Here is a 21594-nt window from a genome sequence, read left to right on the forward strand (position 1 = left end):
TGTTGAAACGGTCATTGCAGGGGCTGTGCCAACTTGTTGGTTGTCCGGTTTCCGGGGCTTTCAGCTGGCCTGGTCTGCCCTCCGGCCTTGATGCTGCACTGCGGTGATGCGTTCTGAACCGATCTGGTGCGCCTTCAACCCCCGTGCAGCAGCCAGAACAGCAGCCCCAGGTTGATCGCCAGCGAGGCCAGTGCGACGCCGCGCCAGACCCGCAGCGGCTCGCGCTCCAGCAGTGGGCGCGGGCGCGCCGGGGGCTGGCGTTCACCTTGCTCCAGGGCGAGCAGGCATTGCTCGGCGGTCTCGAAGCGCTGCTGCGGCCGGGCGGCGATCAGTTTCGCCAGCCAGTCGTCGAGCCAGGCCGGTATGTCCGGACGGTGGCGGCTGGCCGGGGCCGCCGCGCCGAAGCGCGGATGCTGGAAGGCTTCGATCTCGCCATAGGGGTAATGGCCACAGAGCAGGCGGTAGAGCGTGACGCCTGCTGCGTAGAGGTCCTGGCGAGCATCTGGCGCCGCGCCCTCGAAGGATTCCGGGGCGAGATAGCTCGGGGTACCGGGCAGATCGTGCGGGTCTTCCTGCGATAGTCCGGGGCAGTAGGCCAGGCCGAAGTCCAGCAGGCGCAGTTCGCCGTCGTCGGCCCAGTGCAGGTTCTCCGGCTTGATGTCCCGGTGCAGGATGTTGCGCCGGTGCAGCTGGCCCATACCGCGCAGCAGGCGCTGGGCGAGGCCCAGCCAGTCAAACAGGTTCAGCGGGCCGCTGAGCTTCAGGTGCTGGTCCAGCGTCTGCCCCGGATACTCGCGCATCACGTAGTACAGGTGCTGGCGTTGCGGGAGGCTGTGCAGCTCGGGGAAGTAGCGGCCCTGCACACGGCGCAGGAACCATTCTTCCAGCAGCAGCGCCTGGGCGGCCTCCGGGGAGTCGCGCAGCGACGGCGGCAGGGTCTTGAGCAGCCAGGGGCGATTCTGTCGGTCGCGCACGCGGTAGATCAGCGATTGGCGGGACTGGGCCAGCCTGCCTTCGATCTGCCAGCCTTCGAAGTCCTGAGCGTCCCGCAGTGCAGGTGGGGCAGGCCAGTGGTCGAGTTGGGCCAGGGCGTCACCAAGGCTTGTCGGCGGCAGTTCGTCCACCTGCAGGAGCAGGGCGCTGGCGTTGTCCTGGCTGCCGGCCAGGTGGGCGGCGCTGACCAGTGCGTCGACGCAGGCTTGCTGGCTCTGTGCGTCCTCCAGCAGGCGCTGGATGGCGCTATCACCCAGGGTGGCCCAGATACCGTCGCTGACCAACAGGAAGCTCTGTCCGGCTTCGAGTTCACCATCGCAGTAGTCCACCACCAGGTGCTGGTCGAGGCCCAGCGCGCGCTTGAGCACGTGCTGCATGCCGGGCTGTTCCCAGACGTGGTCCCGGGTCAGGCAATCCAGAACTCCTGCGTGCCAGCGGTACAGGCGGCAGTCGCCGACATGGGCGAGGGTGAAGCGCCGGCCCCGCAGGACCAGTGCAGTGAGGGTGGTGAGCAGCGGCTGGCCGCCGCCGTTGGCCTGCAGCCAGCGGTTCTGTGAGATCAGCAGGCGGTCGAGGGCCTGGGCGACGGCCCAGGTCTCGGGGGTGGCGTAGTAATCGGCGGCCAGCGCCTGCAGAGTCAGGCGGGCGGCCAGTCCACCGTCGGCGCAATGACTGACGCCGTCGGCGATGGCGAACAGGTGCCCCTTGCTGGCGGCCAGCCCGGCGGGCGGGGTAACCACCCGCAGGGCATCCTGGTTCTCGTCCCGCGGGCCGGTGGCGCTGGCCTGGGCGAAGCTCAGGGCCAGGCTCATGTTTCGAACTTACGGGATGGATTGGCGCTCGGGGTCTCCCTCACCCTAAACCTCTCCCGGAGGGAGAGGGGACCGTTCGGTGCAGGATGAAGCCTCAGCGTCAGCCGGTACGGACAGCTCTCTCTCCCTGAGGGAGAGGGCTGGGGTGAGGGGGACAGCACAGACACGGATTGACCCGTGAAAAGACTGTTGCTCCTGCCGAAAATACGTGTCGCTGCAAGGGGCATGGCTACACCCGCGCCGCTGTAACGGCCGCGCTGCCCCAGGTGGTACGCCAGCGCGCTTTCACCGCATGCAGGCCGAACCAGGCCAGTACGCCGAGGCTGGCGAACAGCCAGAGGCCGATCTGGTAGTCACCGGTGGCCTGCTTGATCGCGCCCAGCCCCGCTGTCAGGCAGAAACCACCGATACCGCCGGCCATGCCGATCAGGCCGGTCATCACGCCGATGGTCTGGCGGAAGCGCTGCGGTACCAGTTGGAACACCGCACCGTTGCCTGCGCCCAGACTGAGCATCGCGCACACGAACAGGCTCAGCGCTGCCACCGCGCTGGGCAGGTGGAAGCCGACGGCGGCGATGCAGATCGCGGCGACGGTGTACATCACCAGCAGGCTGCGGATGCCGCCGATGCGATCGGCCAGCGCGCCGCCCAGCGGACGCATGAGGCTGCCGGCGAAGACGCAGGCGGCGGTGTAGTAGCCGGCCTGCACCGGGTCGAGGCTGTACTGGTCGTGGAAGTAGCCGGGCAGGGTGCTGGCAAGGCCCAGGAAGCCGCCGAAGGTCACGCTGTAGAAGAACATGAACCACCAGCTGTCACGGTCGCCGAGGGCCTTCAGGTAGTCCGCCAGGGATTTGGCCGGCGGGCGTTCCGGGGCGTTGCGGGCGAGCACAGCGAACACCACCAGGGTGGCCAGCAGCGGGATCAGCGCGAAGCCGAAGACATTCTGCCAGCCGAACGCGGCGGCGATGGCCGGGGCGAACAGCGCGGTGAGCACGGTGCCGGAGTTGCCGGCGCCGGCGATGCCCATGGCCTTGCCCTGGTGCTGCGGCGGGTACCACTGCGAGGCCAGCGGCAGCGCCACGGCGAAGGAGGCGCCGGCCATGCCCAGCAGCACGCCGAGGATCATCGCCTGCTCCAGGCTGTGGATGCCCAGCCGCCAGGCGCCCAGCAGCGCGCCGATGACGATCACCTGGCCGAGGATGCCGGCGGCCTTGGGCGACCAGCGATCGGCCAGCAGGCCCATGAGGAAGCGCAGGATGGCGCCGGAGAGGATGGGTGTGGCGACCATCAGCGCGCGCTGCTGGGTGGTCAGTTGCAGGTCGGTGGCGATCTGCACCGCCAATGGGCCGAGGACGTACCAGACCATGAAGCTCAGGTCGAAATACAGGAAGGCGGCAAACAGGGTCGGCGCATGGCCGGCTTTCCAGAAACTCGTGTTCATCGAACACCTCATCAGCAACGGTAGAAGAGCCCGGTCGGTCGCCACGTGGCAGCTGCCGGGAAGTCCTAAGCCCCTGCGCCGGGGCAAACGAAAAAGGCGTCGCTCCACCCACCGCTGTGCGCGGGTGTGGATGCGACGCCTTTGTCGAAGTCGGGTAATCGCCGTTGACTACCATCGCCCTGTGCAGAGCAAGGCGCGGGCCAGGATGGGAAATTCCAGGCAGATCAGGCAGATGAGGTGGCGGGGTGGATCAGCGTTGAACCATCCGGGGGCGCGCCTAGCTTTGGCGTGCGCCGTCCTGGAGCGTCATGCGACCCAGTTGACGTTGGGGAAGGTGTCGCGGAAGGCCTCGGGGATCGGCGTGACCTTGCCCGCTTGATAGTCGAAGAACACGAAGCCGGACTTGGCCATGGCCACCAGGGTGTCGTCGGCCGGGCGGGTGATGCGGAAGATGATGTCGCCGCCGTACTTGTTGAAGTCCATCACGCCGACCTCGAACAGCAACTGATCGCGGGCGTGGGCCTCGGCGCGGTAGGTGGTAGCGAGGTCGGTGACGATGATGCCGGTCTCACGGATGCCGTAGTCGAACAGGAAGCGCGCGCGGGCCTCGGAGATCATCGAAATCATCGAGTCGTTGCCCAGGTGCTTGGCGCCGTTGATGTCGGTGACCCGGACGGTGAGCTTGGTGCTGTAGAGAAACAGTTCTTCGGGGAATTCCAGTTTCAGGCGGGCCATGGTGTTCTCGGTGACAAGGCGGCGGGTAGTGCGGATGTGCCGGGCATTCTACGCGCAGTCCGCCGCTCCCGTGCCCCATCAGGCCGATGAATGACGACTCAGCGGTGCGCCGAGTTGAGGTGGTACACGGTCACCCGCGCGCCCTCGCTGCTGGCGCCGTAGTTGTCGTTGATGTAGGCGCCGGCCTTGAAGTAGAGCAGCTGCTTGGACCAGGTGGTGCTGAGAATCTTGCGGTAGTAGTTGGCGCGACCGTCAGAAGCCTCCACGCGGATGGCCAGGTTGCCCACCGAGGTGACGCGCAGGCTGTAGTTGAAGCGCTGGTCGAGGGCGACCTTGTCCAGCAGCGGCACGTTGATGCTGGCGCTGTCGTCCGGGTGGTTGCGCACCAGGGCCTCCAGGCGGCCGCTCTGCTGGTCGGGAAAGTAGTGGTACTGCAGCTTGACCAGCGGTTCGCCGTCGCCGGTGTAGGGCGAGCGGCTGTGGATCTGGCCGATGATGATCTTGTTCTTCGAGGGTACCTGCTGGACGCTCATGGTAACGCGCAGTTCGTTGTCGCCCTGGTTGTAGTACCAGTTGGAGACTTCGCCGTCGGTGAGAGTCTCGCGCAGTTCGCTGCGTGGGAAGACGCTGTCGGAGGTGTGGGAGCCGGTTACCGGCACCCAGAACACCACTTGCCCGCCGTCACGCCGGAAGTAGCGGCTTTCGTAGCCGCGGGCAATCTGTTCGGTGCTGACTTCGGTAGGGCTGGGGTCGGTGGGAACGCTGAGGTTCCAGGTCGTGAGGTCGATCATGGGCTTGCCCTTGCTGTGCCGCGCGCGGCAGGTCGGGTGGGCGCCGAGGGGCCTAGCCGGCGGCGACCACTGCGATGCGCCATCGGAACCTGCCGATGACGCTCCAGGGGCCCGGCCTGCAGCCGGGCGAGGGCAGGATAGGCCGTCGCTGGGCTGCCGGGGGCCAGCCCGGCGACTGGCGAATTGATCGCGCCGTGCCTCCGCTGGCAGTTGGCCGGCCCTGTTGCCGCCGTATCAGGGCCCCAGCATCTCGTGCATGGCGATGATCTGCTCGGCCACCTGCACCAGCTTCTGCTGGCGCCCCATGGCCTGGCGACGCATCAGGGTGTAGGCCTCTTCCTCGGCGCAGCTCTTCATCTTCATCAGCAGCCCCTTGGCCAGCTCGATGCGCTTGCGCTCCGCCAGTTGCTGCTCGCGGGCCTGCAACTGGGCGCGCAGGGCCTGGTCACTCTCGAAGCGGGCCATGGCCACGTCGAGGATCGGCTGCAGGCGCCCGGCCTGGATGCCCTCGACGATGTAGGCGCTGACCCCGGAACGGATGGCCTGACGCATCACTTGCGGGTCGTGCTCGTCGGTGAACATGACGATCGGGCGCGGCTGGTCGCGGCTGACCAGCACCACCTGCTCCATCACGTCGCGGCTGGGGGATTCGGTGTCGATGAGGATCACGTCCGGGTGCAGGGCCTCAACCCGTTGTGCCAGGTCGACGGTGAGGCCGGACTCGTCGATGACCTCGAAGCCGCATTCGACCAGGGCGGCCTTGAGGCGCCCGACCTTTTTCGGGGTGTCGTTGATCAGCAGGACGCGCAGCATGCTCAACCTCGCTCCGCCAGGGCGTTCAAGTCGAAACTGCGGGCGTAGCCGGAGGGGTCGCTGCCGTCCCAGAGGCGACCATCGATCAGTGTCGAGGCGCGCATCTCGCCGTCCGGCACGCTGACGCCCACGGCGCTGGCGGCTTCGCGATAGAGGTCGAACTGCTGCACCTGGCGGGCGATGCCGAGGTAGTCGACGTCCTCGCGCAGCAGGCCCCAGCGGCGGAACTGGGTCATGAACCAGAGACCGTCGGAGAGCCAGGGATAATTGGCCTGGCCTTCGTTGTGGAAGCGCAGCGGGTGGGCGTCCTGCCAGGCGTGGCCGAGGCCGTCCTGGTAACGGCCGAGCAGGCGTGGCTCGATGCTGGCGAGTGGGGCGTCGACGTAGGCGTCGCTGCTGATCAGTTGAGCGGCGCTGCGCAGGTTGTCCTCGCTGGCTTCGATGAAGCGGCTGGCGTCCAGCAGGCTCATGACCAGTGCGCGGGCGGTATTGGGGTATTGCTCGACGAATGCGCGGGTGCAGCCCAGGACCTTCTCCGGGTGATCCGGCCAGATCTGCTGGCTGGTGGCGAGGGTGAAGCCCCTGCCTTCGTCCACCGCCAGGGCGCCCCAGGGGCCACCCGCGCAGAAGCCGTCGATGCGCCCGGCCTTGAGGTGTTCGACCATCTGCGCCGGCGGGACCACCAGGCTGCGCACGTCCTGCAGCGGGTGGATGCCGTGACTGGCCAGCCAGTAGTAGAGCCACATGGCGTGGGTGCCGGTGGGGTAGGTATGGGCCAGGGTTAGTTGCGCACCTTTCTGGCGCACGAGGCTTTGCAGTGCTTCAGCACAGGTCACGCCGTCACGCATCAGCGGGGCGGAGAGGTTGATCGACTGGCCGTTCTGGCACAGCCCCATGAGCACGGCCATGTCGGTGGCCGGGGCGCCGCCCAGGCCCAGCTGCAGATCATAGATGAGCCCGTAGAGGCTCTGAGCGGCATCCAGTTCGCCGCTGAGCAGGCGGTCACGTAGCCCCGCCCAGGAGTTCTGCCGTTGTAGGTTGAGGGTCAGGCCGTAGGGCTGGCCGAAGCCCTGGGTGGCGGCCACCACCAGCGAGGCGGAGTCGGTGAGGGCCATGAAGCCCAGGTTGAGTACGGGCTTTTCCGGGGCATCGGAACCGGCCACCCAGGCCAGGCTGCCGGGTAGCGCGCGGGTACTGTCGATCATCTCCACCTCTGAGCGCACTCTGGATGCGAAAAAAAGCGCCGCGCCACCGGTCTGTGAAGGCGGTGGCAGCGACGCCGTTGTCGTTTGTTGATTACCGATTGTTGATTGCCGGGCGATCCGCCGTTGGACCGCAGCTGTCAGACATCGAGCAAGGGCTGTGCCAGCGAGGGGATAGCCAGCATGCAGATAATTGGCCTGCAGATAAAAAGAAGCCCCGCCATGTACCGGCGGGGCGCAGAGGAAGGGAGCGCACCTCTGGAGGGTTCCACAAGGGCACCTGGGCACGGAATTCGGCAGGAGCCTGTCGTCCACCATAGCTCCGGCAGGCGAGGGCGCAACCGTTCAATAAGTATTAGGCCCATTGTTAGGGTGGGGCGGCGGGCGCTCTATTCCGGGCCCTGGAAAAGAAAAGCCCCGCACGGGGCGGGGCTTTTCATCACGCTGGAAGACTCAGACCTGAACGGCCGGGATCTTCGCGTTGGCGGCCGCTTCGCGGAACTCGGCGATCTGGTCGAAGCTCAGGTAGCGGTAGATATCGGCAGACATGCTGTCGATGTCCTTCGCGTAGGCCATGTACTCCTCGACGGTCGGCAGCTTGCCGATGATCGAAGCGACAGCGGCCAGCTCGGCGGATGCCAGGAACACGTCGGTGGCGTCGCCCAGACGGTTCGGGAAGTTACGGGTCGAAGTGGAAACCACGGTGGAACCGGTCTGTACGCGAGCCTGGTTACCCATGCACAGCGAGCAGCCCGGCATTTCCATGCGCGCGCCAGCCTTGCCGTAGATGCCGTAGTAGCCTTCCTCGGTCAGCTGGTGGGCGTCCATCTTGGTCGGCGGAGCCAGCCACAGGCGGGTCGGAATGCCACCCTTGACCTTGTCCAGCAGTTTGCCGGCAGCGCGGAAGTGACCGATGTTGGTCATGCAGGAACCGATGAAGACTTCATCGATCTTGCGGCCTTCGACGCTGGACAGCAGACGGGCGTCGTCCGGGTCGTTCGGCGCGCAGAGTACCGGCTCCTTGACGTCGGCCAGGTCGATCTCGATGACCGCGGCGTATTCGGCGTCCTGGTCGGCGGACAGCAGCTCCGGCTTGGCCAGCCAGGCTTCCATCGCCTGGGCACGGCGTTCCAGGGTACGGGCGTCGCCATAGCCTTCGCCGATCATCCAGCGCAGCAGGGTGATGTTGGACTTCAGGTACTCGGCGATGGCCTCTTCCGGCAGCTTGATGGTGCAACCGGCAGCCGAACGCTCGGCGGAGGCGTCGGACAGCTCGAAGGCTTGCTCGACGGTCAGGTCGTTCAGACCTTCGATCTCGAGGATGCGGCCGGAGAAGATGTTCTTCTTGCCCTTCTTCTCGACGGTCAGCAGGCCGGCCTGGATGGCGTAGTAGGGGATCGCATGGACGAGGTCACGCAGGGTGATACCCGGTTGCAGCTTGCCCTTGAAGCGCACCAGAACCGATTCCGGCATGTCCAGCGGCATGACGCCGGTGGCAGCGGCGAAGGCCACCAGGCCGGAACCGGCCGGGAAGCTGATGCCGATCGGGAAGCGGGTGTGCGAGTCGCCGCCGGTGCCGACGGTGTCAGGCAGCAGCATGCGGTTCAGCCAGCTGTGGATGATGCCGTCGCCCGGACGCAGGGAGACACCGCCGCGGGTCATGATGAAGTCCGGCAGGGTGTGGTGGGTCTTGACGTCGATCGGCTTCGGATAGGCAGCGGTGTGGCAGAAGGACTGCATCACCAGGTCGGCGGAGAAGCCCAGGCAAGCCAGGTCTTTCAGCTCGTCGCGGGTCATCGGGCCAGTGGTGTCCTGGGAACCGACGGTGGTCATCTTCGGCTCGCAGTAGGTGCCCGGACGTACGCCCTGGCCTTCGGCCAGACCGCAGGCGCGGCCCACCATCTTCTGCGCGAGGGTGAAGCCCTTGCCGCTGTCGACCGGAGCTTCCGGCTTCTTGAACAGGTCCGAAGCGCCCAGGCCCAGTTCGGCACGGGCCTTCTCGGTCAGGCCACGGCCAACGATCAGCGGGATACGGCCGCCAGCGCGGACTTCGTCGAGCAGGACCGGGGTCTTCAGCTCGAAGGTGGTGACCACTTCACCGCTGTCATGACGCACGACCTTGCCTTCGTACGGGTAGACGTCGATGACGTCGCCCATGGCCAGGTCGGTGCAGTCGAATTCGATCGGCAGGGCGCCGGCGTCTTCCATGGTGTTGTAGAAGATCGGGGCGATCTTGGTGCCGAAGCAGAAGCCGCCAGCACGCTTGTTCGGAACGTAGGGGATGTCGTCGCCGAAGAACCACAGCACCGAGTTGGTGGCGGACTTACGGGACGAACCGGTGCCGACCACGTCACCGACGTAGGCGACCGGGAAGCCCTTGGCGCGGACCGCTTCGATCTGTTTCAGCGGACCGACGGAACCCGGCTGGACCGGCTCGATGCCGTCGCGGGCCATTTTCAGCATGGCCAGGGCGTGCAGCGGGATGTCAGGGCGCGACCAGGCGTCCGGAGCGGGGGACAGGTCGTCGGTGTTGGTTTCGCCGGGGACCTTGAACACGGTCAGGGTCAGCTTCTCGGCGACGGCCGGACGGGCCTTGAACCACTCGCCATCGGCCCAGGACTGCAGCACGGCCTTGGCGGCGGCGTTGCCTTTCTTGGCGCGCTCGGCGACGTCGTGGAAGGCGTCGAACATCAGCAGGGTGTGTTTCAGCTGCGCGGCGGCGACTTCGGCCAGCTCGGCGTTGTCCAGCAGCTCGACCATGGTGGCGATGTTGTAGCCGCCTTGCATGGTACCCAGCAGCTCGAGGGCGCGGGTCTTGGAGAGCAGCGGGGAAGTGGCTTCACCCTTGGCGACGGCGGACAGGAAACCGGCCTTGACGTAGGCAGCTTCGTCCACGCCCGGCGGTACGCGGTTGGTGATCAGGTCGAGGAGAAATTCTTCTTCGCCGGCCGGCGGGTTCTTCAGGAGTTCGACCAGACCAGCGGTCTGTTCGGCGTTCAGCGGCTGGGGCACGACGCCCTGGGCGGCACGCTCTTCTACGTGTTTGCGATAGGCTTCAAGCACAGTATTTCCCTCATCAGTGGTCCCGGAGGACGCGTATCCAGGAGACCCCTCCGATCCATTCGTCAGGCATGGTGGACGGTAATCCACTGACCTACGACGGCACCGGCGGTCTCCGGGCAGAAGCTGTTTTCAAAGTTTTACGCCGGGGTGGCCAGGGACTGATGGGGCTGGGCGCTTGAGGGAGGCGCCCAGACCGCGCGGCTGCCGGAATCTGTGCTTCGTGACGCTTTGAAAACAGCTTCTTTCGGACAATGACGCCAAAAAGGCGCAGCCATTCTAATGGAATTCATCGGCCGTGGTAAGCCGATTTGCGTGGCGTCAAAGGGTGATCTTGCCTAGACAAAGGGCTAACATGCCCGCTTTGCCAGCCATCTGTTTGCCCATGTCTTCGCAACGCATCAAAACTCCCTGTGTCGGTCTCTGCTCGACGGTCTATGGCGACCTGGTCTGCCGTGGCTGCAAGCGCTTCCACCACGAGGTGGTGAACTGGAATCGCTACGGCGACGAGGAGAAGCGGGCGGTCCTGAGCCGCCTGGAGATCCTGCTGACGCAGGTGATGATGGCCAAGCTGGAAGTCTTCGATGCGTCCCTGTTGCGCAGCCAGCTGGAACAGCGGCAGATCCGCTTCGTCCCCGAGCAGTCGCCCTATTGCTGGGCCTACCAGCTGATCGCCCGCGGCTCGCGGATGATCAACCAGGTGGAAGCCTATGGCCTGGCGCTGCTGCCGGAGTTCCGCGGCTGGCCGCTGCCGGACCTGCGCGACGCCATCGACAAGGAGTTCTTCATCCTCTCCGAGGCGCATTACGAGCGCTACATCGCGCCGAGTTTTCTGGCCGAGGGGCTGGAGCCGCAGGCCTGATTTACCCCGTGCAATGAAAAAGCCGCCTTGGAGGGCGGCTTTTTTGTGGGCTTTCTGTAGGAGCGAGCTTGCTCGCGAACGGATCCCCCGGCGACTCCAGCGTCGGGAGGGTTCGCGAGCAAGAACTGGGCGTCCCCTCGCTCCTACAGATACCTGCGCTGTCAGGGCTTGGCGGCAATCTCTTCCAGGTGGGCGATGATGTCGTCCGGCTTGAGCACCAGGATGTCGCTCTCCAGGGAGTCCAGCACCACTTCGGCGGTATTGCCGATCAGTGCGCCGGCGAACCCGGTGCGCGCCACGCTGCCAATCACTGTGACGGCGGCGTCGAGGTTGTGCGCGGCGCTGGGGATCAGTACGTCCGCCGGGCCTTCCTCGATGTGCAGGTGCTGGTCATCCACGCCATATTCGGCCTGGAACGCCTTGCACGCCTCGCGGTACTTGGCCTCGATGGTTTCGCTGAGCTGGAAGGTCGGGTCGGCGGCGGAAAGCATGGGCGAGGGGTGCGCGCTGATCACGTGCAACTGGCCATGGGCGAGGCCGGCGATATCGTAGGCGTGGCTGACGATCCCGGCGTGCAGGGTGCGGTGCTCGACGTCGTTGTTGCCCACGTCCACTGCGGCGAGGATGTTGCGTCCGGCCCAGGGCAGGCTGGTTTTCACCAGCAGCACCGGGGCGGGGCAGTAGCGCAGCAGCTTCCAGTCGTCGGGGGTGAGCAGGGCTTTCTTCAGCGGGTTGTCCGGACTGTGCTGCTTGACCACCAGGCCGCAGCCTTCGGCCAGCAGCTCGCTGGTGATGGTCTGCTGCAGGCTGTCCTTCCAGGCTTGCCGGCTGGAAGCGCTGAAACCTTCCTGGCGCAGCACCTCGGCGACTTCCTCGAGCTTGGCGCTGTAGTCGGAGCGACGCTCGCAGGCCAGTAGGTGCAGGTGTGACTGGGTCACGCTGGCGATCAGGCGGGCCCGTTTCAGTGCGAGACCTTCCGGCTGGTCCGGGTCCACGACTACGAGGATGCTACGGATGGCTTGCATGATCGTCTCCCTTCGTGCGCGTTGTTTATGTGGAACAACTGTAGTCGGGATATCTCGTTCATGACGTTGAGGCATATCAACGCCCGAAGCTGGTTCCGCGCGGCGGCATTCGTATAATGCTCCGCCTTTATTGCACCGGCCAGCGAACGGCGGGTGCGCACAGAGTTTGCGCGGCCGCGCGGTGGCTGCGGGTGGAGAAAGAACATGCTGTCCGAAATCAGGGAATTCCTCGGTTGTGCCACGCCGGATGCGTGGGTGGAAGCCGCATTGCGGGATCAGGCGGTGATGCTGATCGACCACAAGAACAACGAGTTCAAGGCCGCCAGCACGGCCCTGGCCCTGATCGCCAAGTACAGCGCCCACGAGGAGCTGGTGAACTTCATGTCGCGCCTGGCCCGCGAGGAGCTGCGCCACCACGAGCAGGTGCTGGCGATCCTGAAGAAGCGCGGTATCCCGCTGCGGCCGATCTCCGCCGGCCGCTACGCCTCGGGCCTGCGCGCCGTGGTGCGCAATCATGAGCCGCAGAAGCTGGTGGACACCCTGATCGTCGGCGCCTTCATCGAATGCCGCAGCTGTGAGCGCTTCGCCGCCCTGGTGGATCACCTGGATGCCGACCTGGCGAAGTTCTACGGCTCGTTGCTGAAATCCGAGGCGCGGCACTTCCAGGGTTACCTGAGCCTGGCGCGGCGCTATGGCGACGATGCCGATATCGATCGCCGCGTGGCGGAGATTCGCGAAGTCGAGGCGGGACTGATTCGGTCGCCGGACAGCGAATTCCGTTTTCACAGCGGTGTGCCGGTGGAGCAGGCGGCCTGACCCGTCGCCTGGAATGAAAAAAGCGCCCGATTGGGCGCTTCTTTTTTGCCACTGGTAGGGGCGGGCTTGCTCGCAAACTTGCCGGCACCGGAGTCGTCGGGCAATCCGTTCGCGAGCAAGCTCGCTCCTACAGAAAAGCTCCGCTTAGTCCTTTACCTTCAGGTCCAGCGCCAGGTCGCGCGCGGCCTTGGTGGCCAGTACGCCCATCAGCTGGCCGATTTCGTCCTGGCGGCTGCTGGCGCCGGTCGGGCTGCCCGCCATCATGACGCTGGGTACCGGCGCCTGGGCAGCGGCTTCAGCCCAGACCTTGTTGATGGCGATCAGCGCGTCCAGCTTGGGTTGCAGCGCGCCGTCCGCCTTGATCACCGCTTCACGAGCGTAAGCCTCGGCGTCGGCGGTGATCTTGGTTGCCTGCGCCGTTACCGCAGCCTTGTCACGCAGCAGTTCGGCCGTTTGCTTCTCGATCTCGGCGCGCTGCTTCTCGCGCTCGGCGTTGATCACCGCCAGTTGCTTCTCGGTTTCCGCCTGGGTGGTGCGCTCGATCTGGTCGCGCAGGGTTTCCTGGCGCTTGGCTTCCACTTCCTTCTCGCCGCGGGCGGTGACCAGCAGCTTCTCTTCCTCTTCCTTGAGGCGGTTCTGGCGCGCTACGGCCAGCTCGGCGAGAGCCTGCTGCACCTTGACCATGCGCTGCTTGTACTGCGGGTTGGGGTCAACGTTGGTGATACGCGCTTCCACCACTTCGACGCCGAACTTGCGGAACTGCTGTTGCTTGCGTACCGGGATGCCCTTGCTGTCGGTGACTTTCTCGGTGACGAACTGGCTGGCGTTGTTGTCGCCGAAGCTGCCCTGTTCGGTGCCGGCCTGGAGGATGGCCGTCTGGTGCGGCACGGCGCCGCGCGGGCCGCGCACTTCCTTGCGCTTGATCAGGTACAGGCCGTCGTTGAGCTGGTTTTCGAATTCCGCAGCGAATTCGCTGCGCGCGCCGGCGTAGTAGTCATCGGCGGTCATCAGCGAGGCTGTGGCCTGGAGGGTTTCCTTGATCGCCGGGACCAGCGCGGTACGGATGAAGTTGTCCGGGTTGCGATATTCCTGGGCCATCTTCAGGAACTGGTCGCCGCCGGGCAGGCGGAAGCGCGCCGAGGACTCGACCTTGGCGTCGACGTTGCCGAGGAAGACGATGGGGAAGGCCTCGATGGTGGCGCCGAGCCCGTCGTTGTCGGGGTTGTTGTCGTTGTCGTCGGTGATCAGCACGGACTGCACGCTGATCGCCTTCTTCCAGGTGGTGGCGCGGCCGAACCACTTGGTGGCGTAACCGACGTCGTCGACCACCTTCTCGTCGCCGAAGATGGTGCGCACGTGGGTCATGAAGCCGGCTTCGTTATAGAAGAAGATCCCGTTGAACAGGATGAAGGCGGCAGCGACCAGTGCCAGGGGCAGGGCGCCGAACTTGATGAGGTTTCCCTTGCTGAACATGTTTCTTCCTTGAGTGAGCAAACCGTGAATGCTGCTCAACGCCGCCCCTGCTGGTCAATAGGAAGGGTCTGACAGTGCGAGTGGGTTAACGCCAAAAGGCCACCATTGCGGTGGCCCGGAGCTTCACAGGGTGAAGGGTGCCTGCCGCAGGCCCTGCTCGTCGGCTTCCAGGGCCCAGCCCTGGCGATCCCAGTCGCCGAGGACGATGCGTCGCGCGGGACGGCCATCGATCTCCAGTTCGTGGACGGCGGGGCGGTGGGTATGGCCGTGGATCAGGATGCGCACGCCCTTGTCGCGCATGATGCGTTCAACCTCGGCGGGGGTGACATCGACGATATCGCTGGCCTTCATGCGGGTCTGTGCGCGGCTTTCGCTGCGCAGCCTGCGCGCCAGCTTGTGGCGGGTGGCCAGCGGCAGGTGGCGCAGGATGAACAGCGTCAGCGGGTTGCGCAGCCAGCGGCGCAGCTTCATGTAGGCCACATCGAGGGTGCACAGGCTGTCGCCGTGCATCAGCAGGATTTTCTCGCCGCCCAGGTCGATCAGGCTCGGGTCGCGCAGCAGGGTGCAGCCGGCTTCGCGGCAGAACCCCTGGCCGATCAGGAAGTCGCGGTTGCCGTGCATCAGGTAGATGCGCGTGCCGCTGTCAGAGAGCTCGCGCAGGGCGCGGGCGATGCCGTGCTGGAACTCGTCCATGCCGTCGTCGCCGATCCAGGCTTCGAAGAAGTCGCCGAGGATGTACAGCGCCTCGGCCGCGCGGGCGCGGGTGGCGAGGAAATGCAAGAACGCCCGGGTGATATCCGGGCGTTCCGCTTCGAGATGCAGGTCCGAGATGAACAGGACGCTCATCGACTCACTCGCCGATGACTTCTGCTTTCTCGATGATCACGTCGTCGGCCGGTACGTCCTGGTGGCCGGAGCGCATGGTGGTGGCGACGGTCTTGATCTTGTTGACCACGTCCATGCCGTCCTTCACTTCACCGAACACGCAGTAGCCCCAGCCTTGAACGGTCGGTGCGCTGTGGTTGAGGAAATCGTTGTCGGCGACGTTGATGAAGAACTGCGCGCTGGCCGAATGCGGTTCCATGGTGCGGGCCATGGCAACGGTGCCGACCTTGTTGCCGACGCCGTTGTTGGCTTCGTTCTTGATCGACTTGCGGGTGGACTTCTGTTTCATGCCCGGCTCGAAACCGCCGCCCTGGATCATGAAGTTGTTGATCACGCGGTGGAAGACGGTGTTGTCGTAATGGCCGGCCTTCACGTACTCCTTGAAGTTGGCCACGGTTTCCGGCGCCTTGTCGTCGAACAGTTCAAGGGTGATATCGCCGAAGTTGGTCTGCAGTTTGACGGTGGTAGACATCAGGAATTTCCGCTCTTTGTAAAAATCGAAGGCCTGTCAGGGGGTTGACAGCTTCGGCTATGATAAGCGCTTTGGTTTGGCTGGCCTACCCTGGCCGAACACCAGCATGATCAAGGACACCATGAGCAAGCCTACCGCCGATACGAAAGAAGCCACTGTTGCCGCCAATTTCCTGCGCCCGATCGTTCAGGCCGACCTGGAAAGTGGCAAGCACCAGAAGATCGTCACCCGCTTCCCGCCGGAGCCCAACGGCTACCTGCATATCGGTCACGCCAAGTCCATCTGTCTGAACTTCGGCCTGGCCAAGGAGTTCGGCGGTGACTGCCACCTGCGCTTCGACGACACCAACCCGGCGAAGGAAGACCAGGAATACATCGACGCCATCGAGGCCGACGTGAAATGGCTGGGCTTCGACTGGGCCGGGCAGGTGCGCTATGCGTCCAACTATTTCGACCAGCTGCACGACTGGGCGGTGGACCTGATCAAGGCCGGCAAGGCCTTCGTCTGCGACCTGAACGCCGAGGAAATGCGCGCCTACCGTGGCTCCCTGACCGAGCCGGGCAAGAACAGCCCGTTCCGCGAGCGTTCGGTGGAAGAGAACCTGGACCTGTTCGCCCGCATGAAAGCCGGCGAGTTCCCGGACGGCGCCCGTTCGCTGCGCGCGAAGATCGACATGGCCTCGCCGAACATCAACCTGCGCGACCCGATCCTCTACCGCATCCGCCACGCCCATCACCACCAGACCGGCGACAAGTGGTGCATCTACCCCAGCTACGACTTCACCCACGGTCAGTCGGACGCCATCGAGGGCATCACCCACTCCATCTGCACCCTGGAGTTCGAGGATCATCGCCCGCTGTACGAGTGGTTCCTGGCCAACCTGCCGGTGCCGGCGCAGCCGCGCCAGTACGAATTCGCGCGCCTGAACCTGAACTACACCATCACCAGCAAGCGCAAGCTCAAGCAACTGGTCGATGAAAACCACGTGCATGGCTGGGACGACCCGCGCATGTCGACGCTGTCGGGCTACCGCCGCCGCGGCTACACCCCGGCGTCGATCCGTGCCTTCTGCGACATGATCGGCGTGAACCGCGCCGGCGGCCTGGTGGATATCGGCATGCTGGAATTCGCCATCCGTGACGACCTGGACGCCAACGCCGGTCGTGCCATGTGCGTACTCAAGCCGCTGAAAGTGGTCATCACCAACTATCCGGAAGGACAGGTCGAGAACCTCGAACTGCCGCGCCATCCGAAGCAGGACATGGGCGTGCGCGTGCTGCCGTTCAGCCGCGAGATCTACATCGACGCCAGCGACTTCGAAGAAGTCCCGCCGGCCGGCTACAAGCGCCTGATTCCGGGCGGCGAAGTGCGCCTGCGTGGCAGCTACGTGATCCGCGCCGACGAAGCCATCAAGGATGCCGCCGGCAACATCGTCGAACTGCGCTGCAGCTACGATGAGAACACCCTGGGCAAGAACCCCGAGGGTCGCAAGGTCAAGGGCGTGATCCACTGGGTGCCGGCCGCCGAGAGCGTCGAGTGCGAAGTGCGCCTGTATGACCGTCTGTTCCGTTCCGCCAACCCGGAGAAATCGGAAGAGGGCGGCAGCTTCCTCGACAACATCAACCCGGACTCCCTGGTGGTGCTCAAGGGCTGCCGCGCCGAGCCGTCGCTGGCCGCTGCGACGGCTGAAGATCGCTTCCAGTTCGAGCGTGAAGGTTACTTCTGCGCCGACGCCAAGGACTCCAGGGCCGACGCCCTGGTGTTCAACCGCACCGTGACCCTGCGCGATTCCTGGGGGCAGTGACGGATGGCTGACTTGCAGATCTACAGCACGCTGTCCAAGACCAAGGACAGCTTCAAGCCGCTGGTGGGCAACCAGGTGCGCATGTACGTGTGCGGCATGACCGTGTACGACTTCTGCCACATCGGCCATGCCCGCGTGATGGTGGCGTTCGACGTCATCGCCCGCTGGTTGCGCCATCGCGGCTATGACCTGACCTATGTGCGCAACATCACCGACATTGACGACAAGATCATCCGCCGCGCCCAGGAGAACGGTGAATCGTTCGAAGACCTGACCGCCCGCATGATCGCCGCAATGCACGAGGACGAGGCGCGCCTGTCGGTGCTGCGTCCGGATATCGAACCGCGTGCCACCGGCCATATCGCCGGCATGCACGAGATGATCCAGACCCTGATCGACAAGGGCTACGCCTACGCGCCGGGCAACGGCGACGTCTACTACCGGGTCGGCAAGTTCGCCGGCTACGGCAAGCTGTCGCGCAAGAAGATCGAAGACCTGCGCATCGGTGCGCGGATCGAGGTCGACGAATCCAAGGAGGACCCGCTGGACTTCGTGCTCTGGAAAGGCGCCAAGCCGGGCGAGCCGAGCTGGGAATCGCCCTGGGGTGCCGGGCGTCCGGGCTGGCACATCGAGTGCTCGGTGATGTCCACCTGCTGCCTGGGCGAGACCTTCGACATCCATGGCGGCGGCCCGGACCTGGTGTTCCCGCACCACGAGAACGAGATCGCCCAGAGCGAGGCGGCTACCGGCAAGCTCTATGCGGCCAGCTGGATGCACGCCGGCGCGGTGCGCGTGGATGGCGAGAAGATGTCCAAGTCCCTGGGCAACTTCTTCACCATCCGCGAAGTGCTGGAGAAGTACCACCCGGAAGTCGTGCGCTTCCTGCTGGTCTCCAGCCACTACCGCAGCCCGATCAACTACTCCGAAGACAACCTGAAGGAAGCCAAGGGCGCGCTGGAGCGGTTCTACACTGCGCTGCGCGGCCTGCCGCAGGAAGCTGCCGCGGGTGGCGAGGAGTTCGTCGAGCGCTTCAGTGTCGCGATGGACGACGACTTCGGCACGCCGGAAGCGGTGGCAGTGCTGTTCGAGATGGTCCGCGAGGTCAACCGCCTGCGCGAGAGCGATCCGGCGGCGGCTGCGGTCCTGGCGGCGCGCGTCCGTGAATTGGGTGCTCTGCTCGGTGTTCTGCAGTTGGACGCCGACGAGTTCCTGCAGGCGGGTGCGGCTGGCAAGGTCGACGCGGCACAGGTCGAAGCGCTGATCCAGGCTCGCCTGGATGCCCGCGCGGCGAAGAACTGGGCCGAGTCCGACCGCATCCGCGACGAGCTGACCGCCCTGGGCGTGGTGCTGGAAGACGGCAAGGGTGGGACTACCTGGCGTCTGGCCGAGTAAGGCTCCCCTGGAATTGAAAAAGGCCGCTGATCAGCGGCCTTTTTCTTGCGCGTCGAAAACCTGTCAGGGGTGCAGGTGTTCGGCGGCGTACAGGGTGTTTTCCAGCAGGCAGGCACGGGTCATCGGGCCGACACCGCCCGGCACCGGGGTGATCCAGCTGGCGCGTTCGGCGGCCACGTCGTATTCCACGTCACCCACCAGCTTGCCGTCTTCCTGACGGTTGATGCCCACATCGATGACGATGGCGCCTTCCTTGATCCACTCGCCCTTGACCAGTCCCGGCTTGCCGGCGGCTACGACCACCAGGTCGGCGCGGCGCACGTGGTCGGCCAGGTCACGGGTGAAGCGGTGGGTCACGGTGACGGTGCAGCCGCCCAGCAGCAGTTCCAGCGCCATGGGGCGACCGACGATGTTCGATGCGCCGACGACCACTGCGTCCATGCCGTACAGGTCGACACCGGTGCTCTGCAGCAGGGTCATGATGCCTTTCGGGGTGCAGGGGCGCAGCAGCGGGATGCGCTGGGCCAGGCGGCCGATGTTGAAGGGGTGGAAGCCGTCCACGTCCTTGTCCGGGTTGATGCGCTCCAGAAGCTGGGAGGCGTCGAGGTGGGCGGGGAGGGGCAGCTGGACCAGGATGCCGTCGATGGCCGGGTCGGCATTCAGGCGGTCGATCAGCGCCAGCAGCTCTTCCTGGGTGGTGCTGGCGGGGAGGTCGTAGGCCTGGGAGAGGAAGCCGACCTCTTCACAGTCCTTGCGCTTGTGCGCGACATAGACCTGAGAGGCGGGGTCGCTACCGACCAGGATCACAGCCAGGCCGGGGATGCGCAGTCCTTGCTGGCGGCGTTCATTGACGCGTTGGGCAATCTGCTGGCGGAGGCTGGCGGCGATCGCTTTGCCGTCGATCAGTTTTGCAGTCATGTCGGGGGGATAACCATCAAGGCGGGAGAAAAGAAGGCGCGCATTTTCGCACGCTGCCTCCATAAGGCAAAGGCGGCAGCCCCTGATTTGGCGTAACTCCTTTATCTCTTTGAATTTTTTTTAAAAAAGTTGTTGACGGGGTATGGCCTCATCGATAACATGCGCCCCGCTTGCCGAGCACAGCCTGAAACACGAAAGAGGCGGTGCCAACCGATCGGGTGGTAACACCGGATCTGCTTAGCAAGGGTTGCCGCCACTTAAAGCGCCCGTAGCTCAGCTGGATAGAGCATCCGCCTTCTAAGCGGATGGTCGCAGGTTCGAGTCCTGCCGGGTGCGCCAAGTGGCGTTCGGAACAAGCATGTAATATGGTGGGCGTAGCTCAGTTGGTAGAGCACAGGATTGTGGCTCCTGGTGTCGTGGGTTCGATTCCCATCGTCCACCCCATATTCCGAAGCGCCAGGCCTAGAGCCTGGCGTTTTCGTTTCTGCGGTACCCTGCGGACGTGGTGAAATTGGTAGACACGCTGGATTTAGGTTCCAGTGGCGCAAGCTGTGAGAGTTCGAGTCTCTCCGTCCGCACCATCTTCTTTCCATAAGCTCTCGCATCCGTGAATTTCCGCAGCTTCCGGTCAGGGTGACTTCTGCATTTCTAGCTACTAGAATGCTTGCCCTTGATTCTGGGAGCCGGAAGGACCGGCTTACGTCTGTGCCACGAGGAATATCCATGCAAGTTTCCGTTGAAAGCACCTCCGCTCTTGAGCGCCGCATGACCGTTGGCGTGCCGGCCGAGCGTATCGAGACCGAAGTCAACAAGCGTCTGCAGCAGACTGCTCGTCGCGCCAAGGTTCCTGGCTTCCGTCCCGGCAAGGTGCCGATGAGCGTGATCCGTCAGCGCTACGAAGCCGCCGCTCGTCAGGAAGCCCTCGGTGACCTGATCCAGGAAACCTTCTACGAAGCCGTGGTCGAGCAGAAGCTGAACCCGGCCGGTGCTCCCTCCGTCGAACCGAAAGTGTTCGAGAAGGAGAAGGGCCTCGAGTACATCGCTACCTTCGAAGTCTTCCCCGAGTTCCAGGTTGCCGGTTTCGACGGCATCAAGGTCGAGCGCCTGCAGGCTGACGTGGCTGACGCTGACCTCGACAACATGCTGGAAATCCTGCGCAAGCAGAACACCCGCTTCGAGACCGTTGAGCGCGCCGCGCAGAACGATGACCAGCTGAACATCGACTTCGTCGGCAAGATCGACGGCGAAGCCTTCGCTGGCGGTTCCGCCAAGGGCACCCTGCTGGTGCTGGGCTCCGGCCGTATGATCCCGGGCTTCGAAGAAGGCCTGGTGGGCGCCAAGGCCGGTGAAGAGCGCGTGCTGAACGTGACCTTCCCCGAGGACTACCAGAACCTGGACCTGGCCGGCAAAGCCGCCGAGTTCACCGCTACCGTCAACAGCGTCGCCGAGCCGAAGCTGCCGGAACTGAACGAAGAGTTCTTCGCTCTGTTCGGCGTGAAGGAGAGCACCCTGGAAGGCTTCCGCACCGAAGTTCGCAAGAACATGGAGCGTGAACTGCGTCAGGCCATCAAGTCCAAGGTGAAGAACCAGGTGATGGAAGGTCTGGTCGAGACCAACCCGATCGAAGTTCCGAAAGCCCTGATCGGCAACGAAGTGAATCGTCTGCGCGTCCAGGCTGTCCAGCAGTTCGGTGGCAACATCAAGCCCGACCAACTGCCGGCCGAGCTGTTCGAAGAGCAGGCCAAGCGCCGCGTCGTGCTGGGTCTGATCGTCGCCGAACTGGTCAAGCAGCACGAACTGAAGGCTGACGAGGCCCGCGTTCGCGAAATGATCGAAGAGATGGCTTCGGCTTATCAGGAGCCGGAACAAGTCGTTTCCTGGTACTACAAGAACGACCAGCAACTGAACGAAGTCCGTTCGGTTGTACTGGAAGAACAAGTTGTAGATACTGTCCTGCAGAAGGCCAATGTGACCGACAAGCAGGTATCCTACGAAGACGCGGTCAAGCCTGCAGAAGCTCCGCAAGCGGCCTGATCCAACGCTTCGTTCGATTGTCACAAGCCAGCCTTCGGGCTGGCTTGTGCGTCTATAGAGACATGA

General features: G+C 64.7%; 17 protein-coding genes and 3 tRNA genes. 8 read left to right on the top strand and 12 right to left on the bottom strand.

What is annotated here, in order from left to right; all coding sequences use genetic code 11:
• Positions 1 to 134: 134 nt before the first annotated feature.
• From HNP46_RS16645 to acnB, 7 genes are all read right to left on the bottom strand, one after another.
• A complete protein-coding gene (locus tag HNP46_RS16645) occupies positions 135 to 1805 on the bottom strand; it encodes a bifunctional protein-serine/threonine kinase/phosphatase (RefSeq protein WP_184590867.1) in 1671 nt (556 codons plus the stop codon).
• Between the two features lie 229 nt (positions 1806 to 2034).
• Positions 2035 to 3246 (bottom strand): nitrate/nitrite transporter, encoded by a 1212-nt coding sequence (locus HNP46_RS16650; RefSeq protein WP_184590870.1) that lies wholly within the window; start codon positions 3244 to 3246, stop codon positions 2035 to 2037.
• Between the two features lie 306 nt (positions 3247 to 3552).
• Positions 3553 to 3981 (bottom strand): thioesterase family protein, encoded by a 429-nt coding sequence (locus HNP46_RS16655; protein WP_184590873.1) that lies wholly within the window; start codon positions 3979 to 3981, stop codon positions 3553 to 3555.
• A gap of 98 nt (positions 3982 to 4079) precedes the next feature.
• Positions 4080 to 4772: a polysaccharide lyase family 7 protein gene (locus HNP46_RS16660; RefSeq protein WP_184590875.1), complete on the bottom strand. Its 693-nt coding sequence runs from the start codon at positions 4770 to 4772 to the stop codon at positions 4080 to 4082.
• A gap of 234 nt (positions 4773 to 5006) precedes the next feature.
• A complete protein-coding gene (locus HNP46_RS16665; RefSeq protein WP_184590877.1) occupies positions 5007 to 5585 on the bottom strand; it encodes an ANTAR domain-containing response regulator in 579 nt (192 codons plus the stop codon).
• A 2-nt stretch (positions 5586 to 5587) separates the two neighbouring features.
• Positions 5588 to 6790, bottom strand: coding sequence for a CmpA/NrtA family ABC transporter substrate-binding protein (locus tag HNP46_RS16670; protein WP_184590879.1), 1203 nt, complete (start codon positions 6788 to 6790; stop codon positions 5588 to 5590).
• A gap of 450 nt (positions 6791 to 7240) precedes the next feature.
• Entirely contained in the window at positions 7241 to 9850 is a 2610-nt protein-coding gene (gene acnB, locus HNP46_RS16675; protein WP_184590882.1) for a bifunctional aconitate hydratase 2/2-methylisocitrate dehydratase, read from the bottom strand.
• A gap of 382 nt (positions 9851 to 10232) precedes the next feature.
• Here acnB and HNP46_RS16680 point away from each other — a divergent pair, with 382 nt between their 5' ends.
• A complete protein-coding gene (locus HNP46_RS16680) occupies positions 10233 to 10709 on the top strand; it encodes a DUF1289 domain-containing protein (protein WP_184590884.1) in 477 nt (158 codons plus the stop codon).
• A gap of 161 nt (positions 10710 to 10870) precedes the next feature.
• On the opposite strand, the gene HNP46_RS16685 is transcribed toward HNP46_RS16680, so the two are convergent.
• Entirely contained in the window at positions 10871 to 11734 is an 864-nt protein-coding gene (locus HNP46_RS16685; RefSeq protein ID WP_184590886.1) for a universal stress protein, read from the bottom strand.
• Positions 11735 to 11938: 204 nt separating this feature from the next.
• Here HNP46_RS16685 and HNP46_RS16690 point away from each other — a divergent pair, with 204 nt between their 5' ends.
• Complete coding sequence (locus tag HNP46_RS16690) at positions 11939 to 12550, top strand: tRNA-(ms[2]io[6]A)-hydroxylase (RefSeq protein ID WP_184590888.1); 612 nt, start codon at positions 11939 to 11941, stop codon at positions 12548 to 12550.
• 144 nt (positions 12551 to 12694) lie between these two features.
• Here HNP46_RS16690 and HNP46_RS16695 read toward each other — a convergent pair whose 3' ends face one another.
• The 3 genes from HNP46_RS16695 to HNP46_RS16705 form a co-directional block, all read right to left on the bottom strand.
• Complete coding sequence (locus HNP46_RS16695) at positions 12695 to 14023, bottom strand: SPFH domain-containing protein (RefSeq protein WP_184590890.1); 1329 nt, start codon at positions 14021 to 14023, stop codon at positions 12695 to 12697.
• 123 nt (positions 14024 to 14146) lie between these two features.
• Positions 14147 to 14869 carry a UDP-2,3-diacylglucosamine diphosphatase gene (gene lpxH, locus HNP46_RS16700; protein WP_184590892.1) on the bottom strand — a complete coding sequence of 241 codons (723 nt, stop codon included), beginning with the start codon at positions 14867 to 14869 and terminating at the stop codon, positions 14147 to 14149.
• Positions 14870 to 14873: 4 nt separating this feature from the next.
• Positions 14874 to 15380: a peptidylprolyl isomerase gene (locus HNP46_RS16705; RefSeq protein ID WP_184590894.1), complete on the bottom strand. Its 507-nt coding sequence runs from the start codon at positions 15378 to 15380 to the stop codon at positions 14874 to 14876.
• Between the two features lie 121 nt (positions 15381 to 15501).
• On the opposite strand from HNP46_RS16705, the gene HNP46_RS16710 reads away from it, so the two are divergent.
• Entirely contained in the window at positions 15502 to 17184 is a 1683-nt protein-coding gene (locus HNP46_RS16710) for a glutamine--tRNA ligase/YqeY domain fusion protein (RefSeq protein ID WP_184590978.1), read from the top strand.
• 3 nt (positions 17185 to 17187) lie between these two features.
• Positions 17188 to 18576, top strand: coding sequence for a cysteine--tRNA ligase (gene cysS / locus HNP46_RS16715; protein ID WP_184590896.1), 1389 nt, complete (start codon positions 17188 to 17190; stop codon positions 18574 to 18576).
• Between the two features lie 63 nt (positions 18577 to 18639).
• On the opposite strand, the gene folD is transcribed toward cysS, so the two are convergent.
• Positions 18640 to 19494: a bifunctional methylenetetrahydrofolate dehydrogenase/methenyltetrahydrofolate cyclohydrolase FolD gene (folD, locus tag HNP46_RS16720; protein WP_184590898.1), complete on the bottom strand. Its 855-nt coding sequence runs from the start codon at positions 19492 to 19494 to the stop codon at positions 18640 to 18642.
• A gap of 262 nt (positions 19495 to 19756) precedes the next feature.
• Here folD and HNP46_RS16725 point away from each other — a divergent pair.
• The 4 genes from HNP46_RS16725 to tig all read left to right on the top strand — a co-directional run bounded on the left by HNP46_RS16725 (position 19757) and on the right by tig (position 21528).
• Positions 19757 to 19833 (top strand) — tRNA-Arg (locus HNP46_RS16725).
• Between the two features lie 29 nt (positions 19834 to 19862).
• A tRNA-His gene (locus HNP46_RS16730) sits at positions 19863 to 19938 on the top strand.
• A 52-nt stretch (positions 19939 to 19990) separates the two neighbouring features.
• Positions 19991 to 20075, top strand: a tRNA-Leu gene (locus tag HNP46_RS16735).
• A 142-nt stretch (positions 20076 to 20217) separates the two neighbouring features.
• Positions 20218 to 21528 (top strand): trigger factor, encoded by a 1311-nt coding sequence (tig, locus tag HNP46_RS16740; protein WP_184590901.1) that lies wholly within the window; start codon positions 20218 to 20220, stop codon positions 21526 to 21528.
• The last annotated feature ends 66 nt before the right edge of the window (positions 21529 to 21594 follow it).

The sequence above is a fragment of the Pseudomonas nitroreducens genome (assembly GCF_014204515.1).
In the GTDB taxonomy this organism is placed as follows: domain Bacteria; phylum Pseudomonadota; class Gammaproteobacteria; order Pseudomonadales; family Pseudomonadaceae; genus Pseudomonas; species Pseudomonas nitritireducens_A.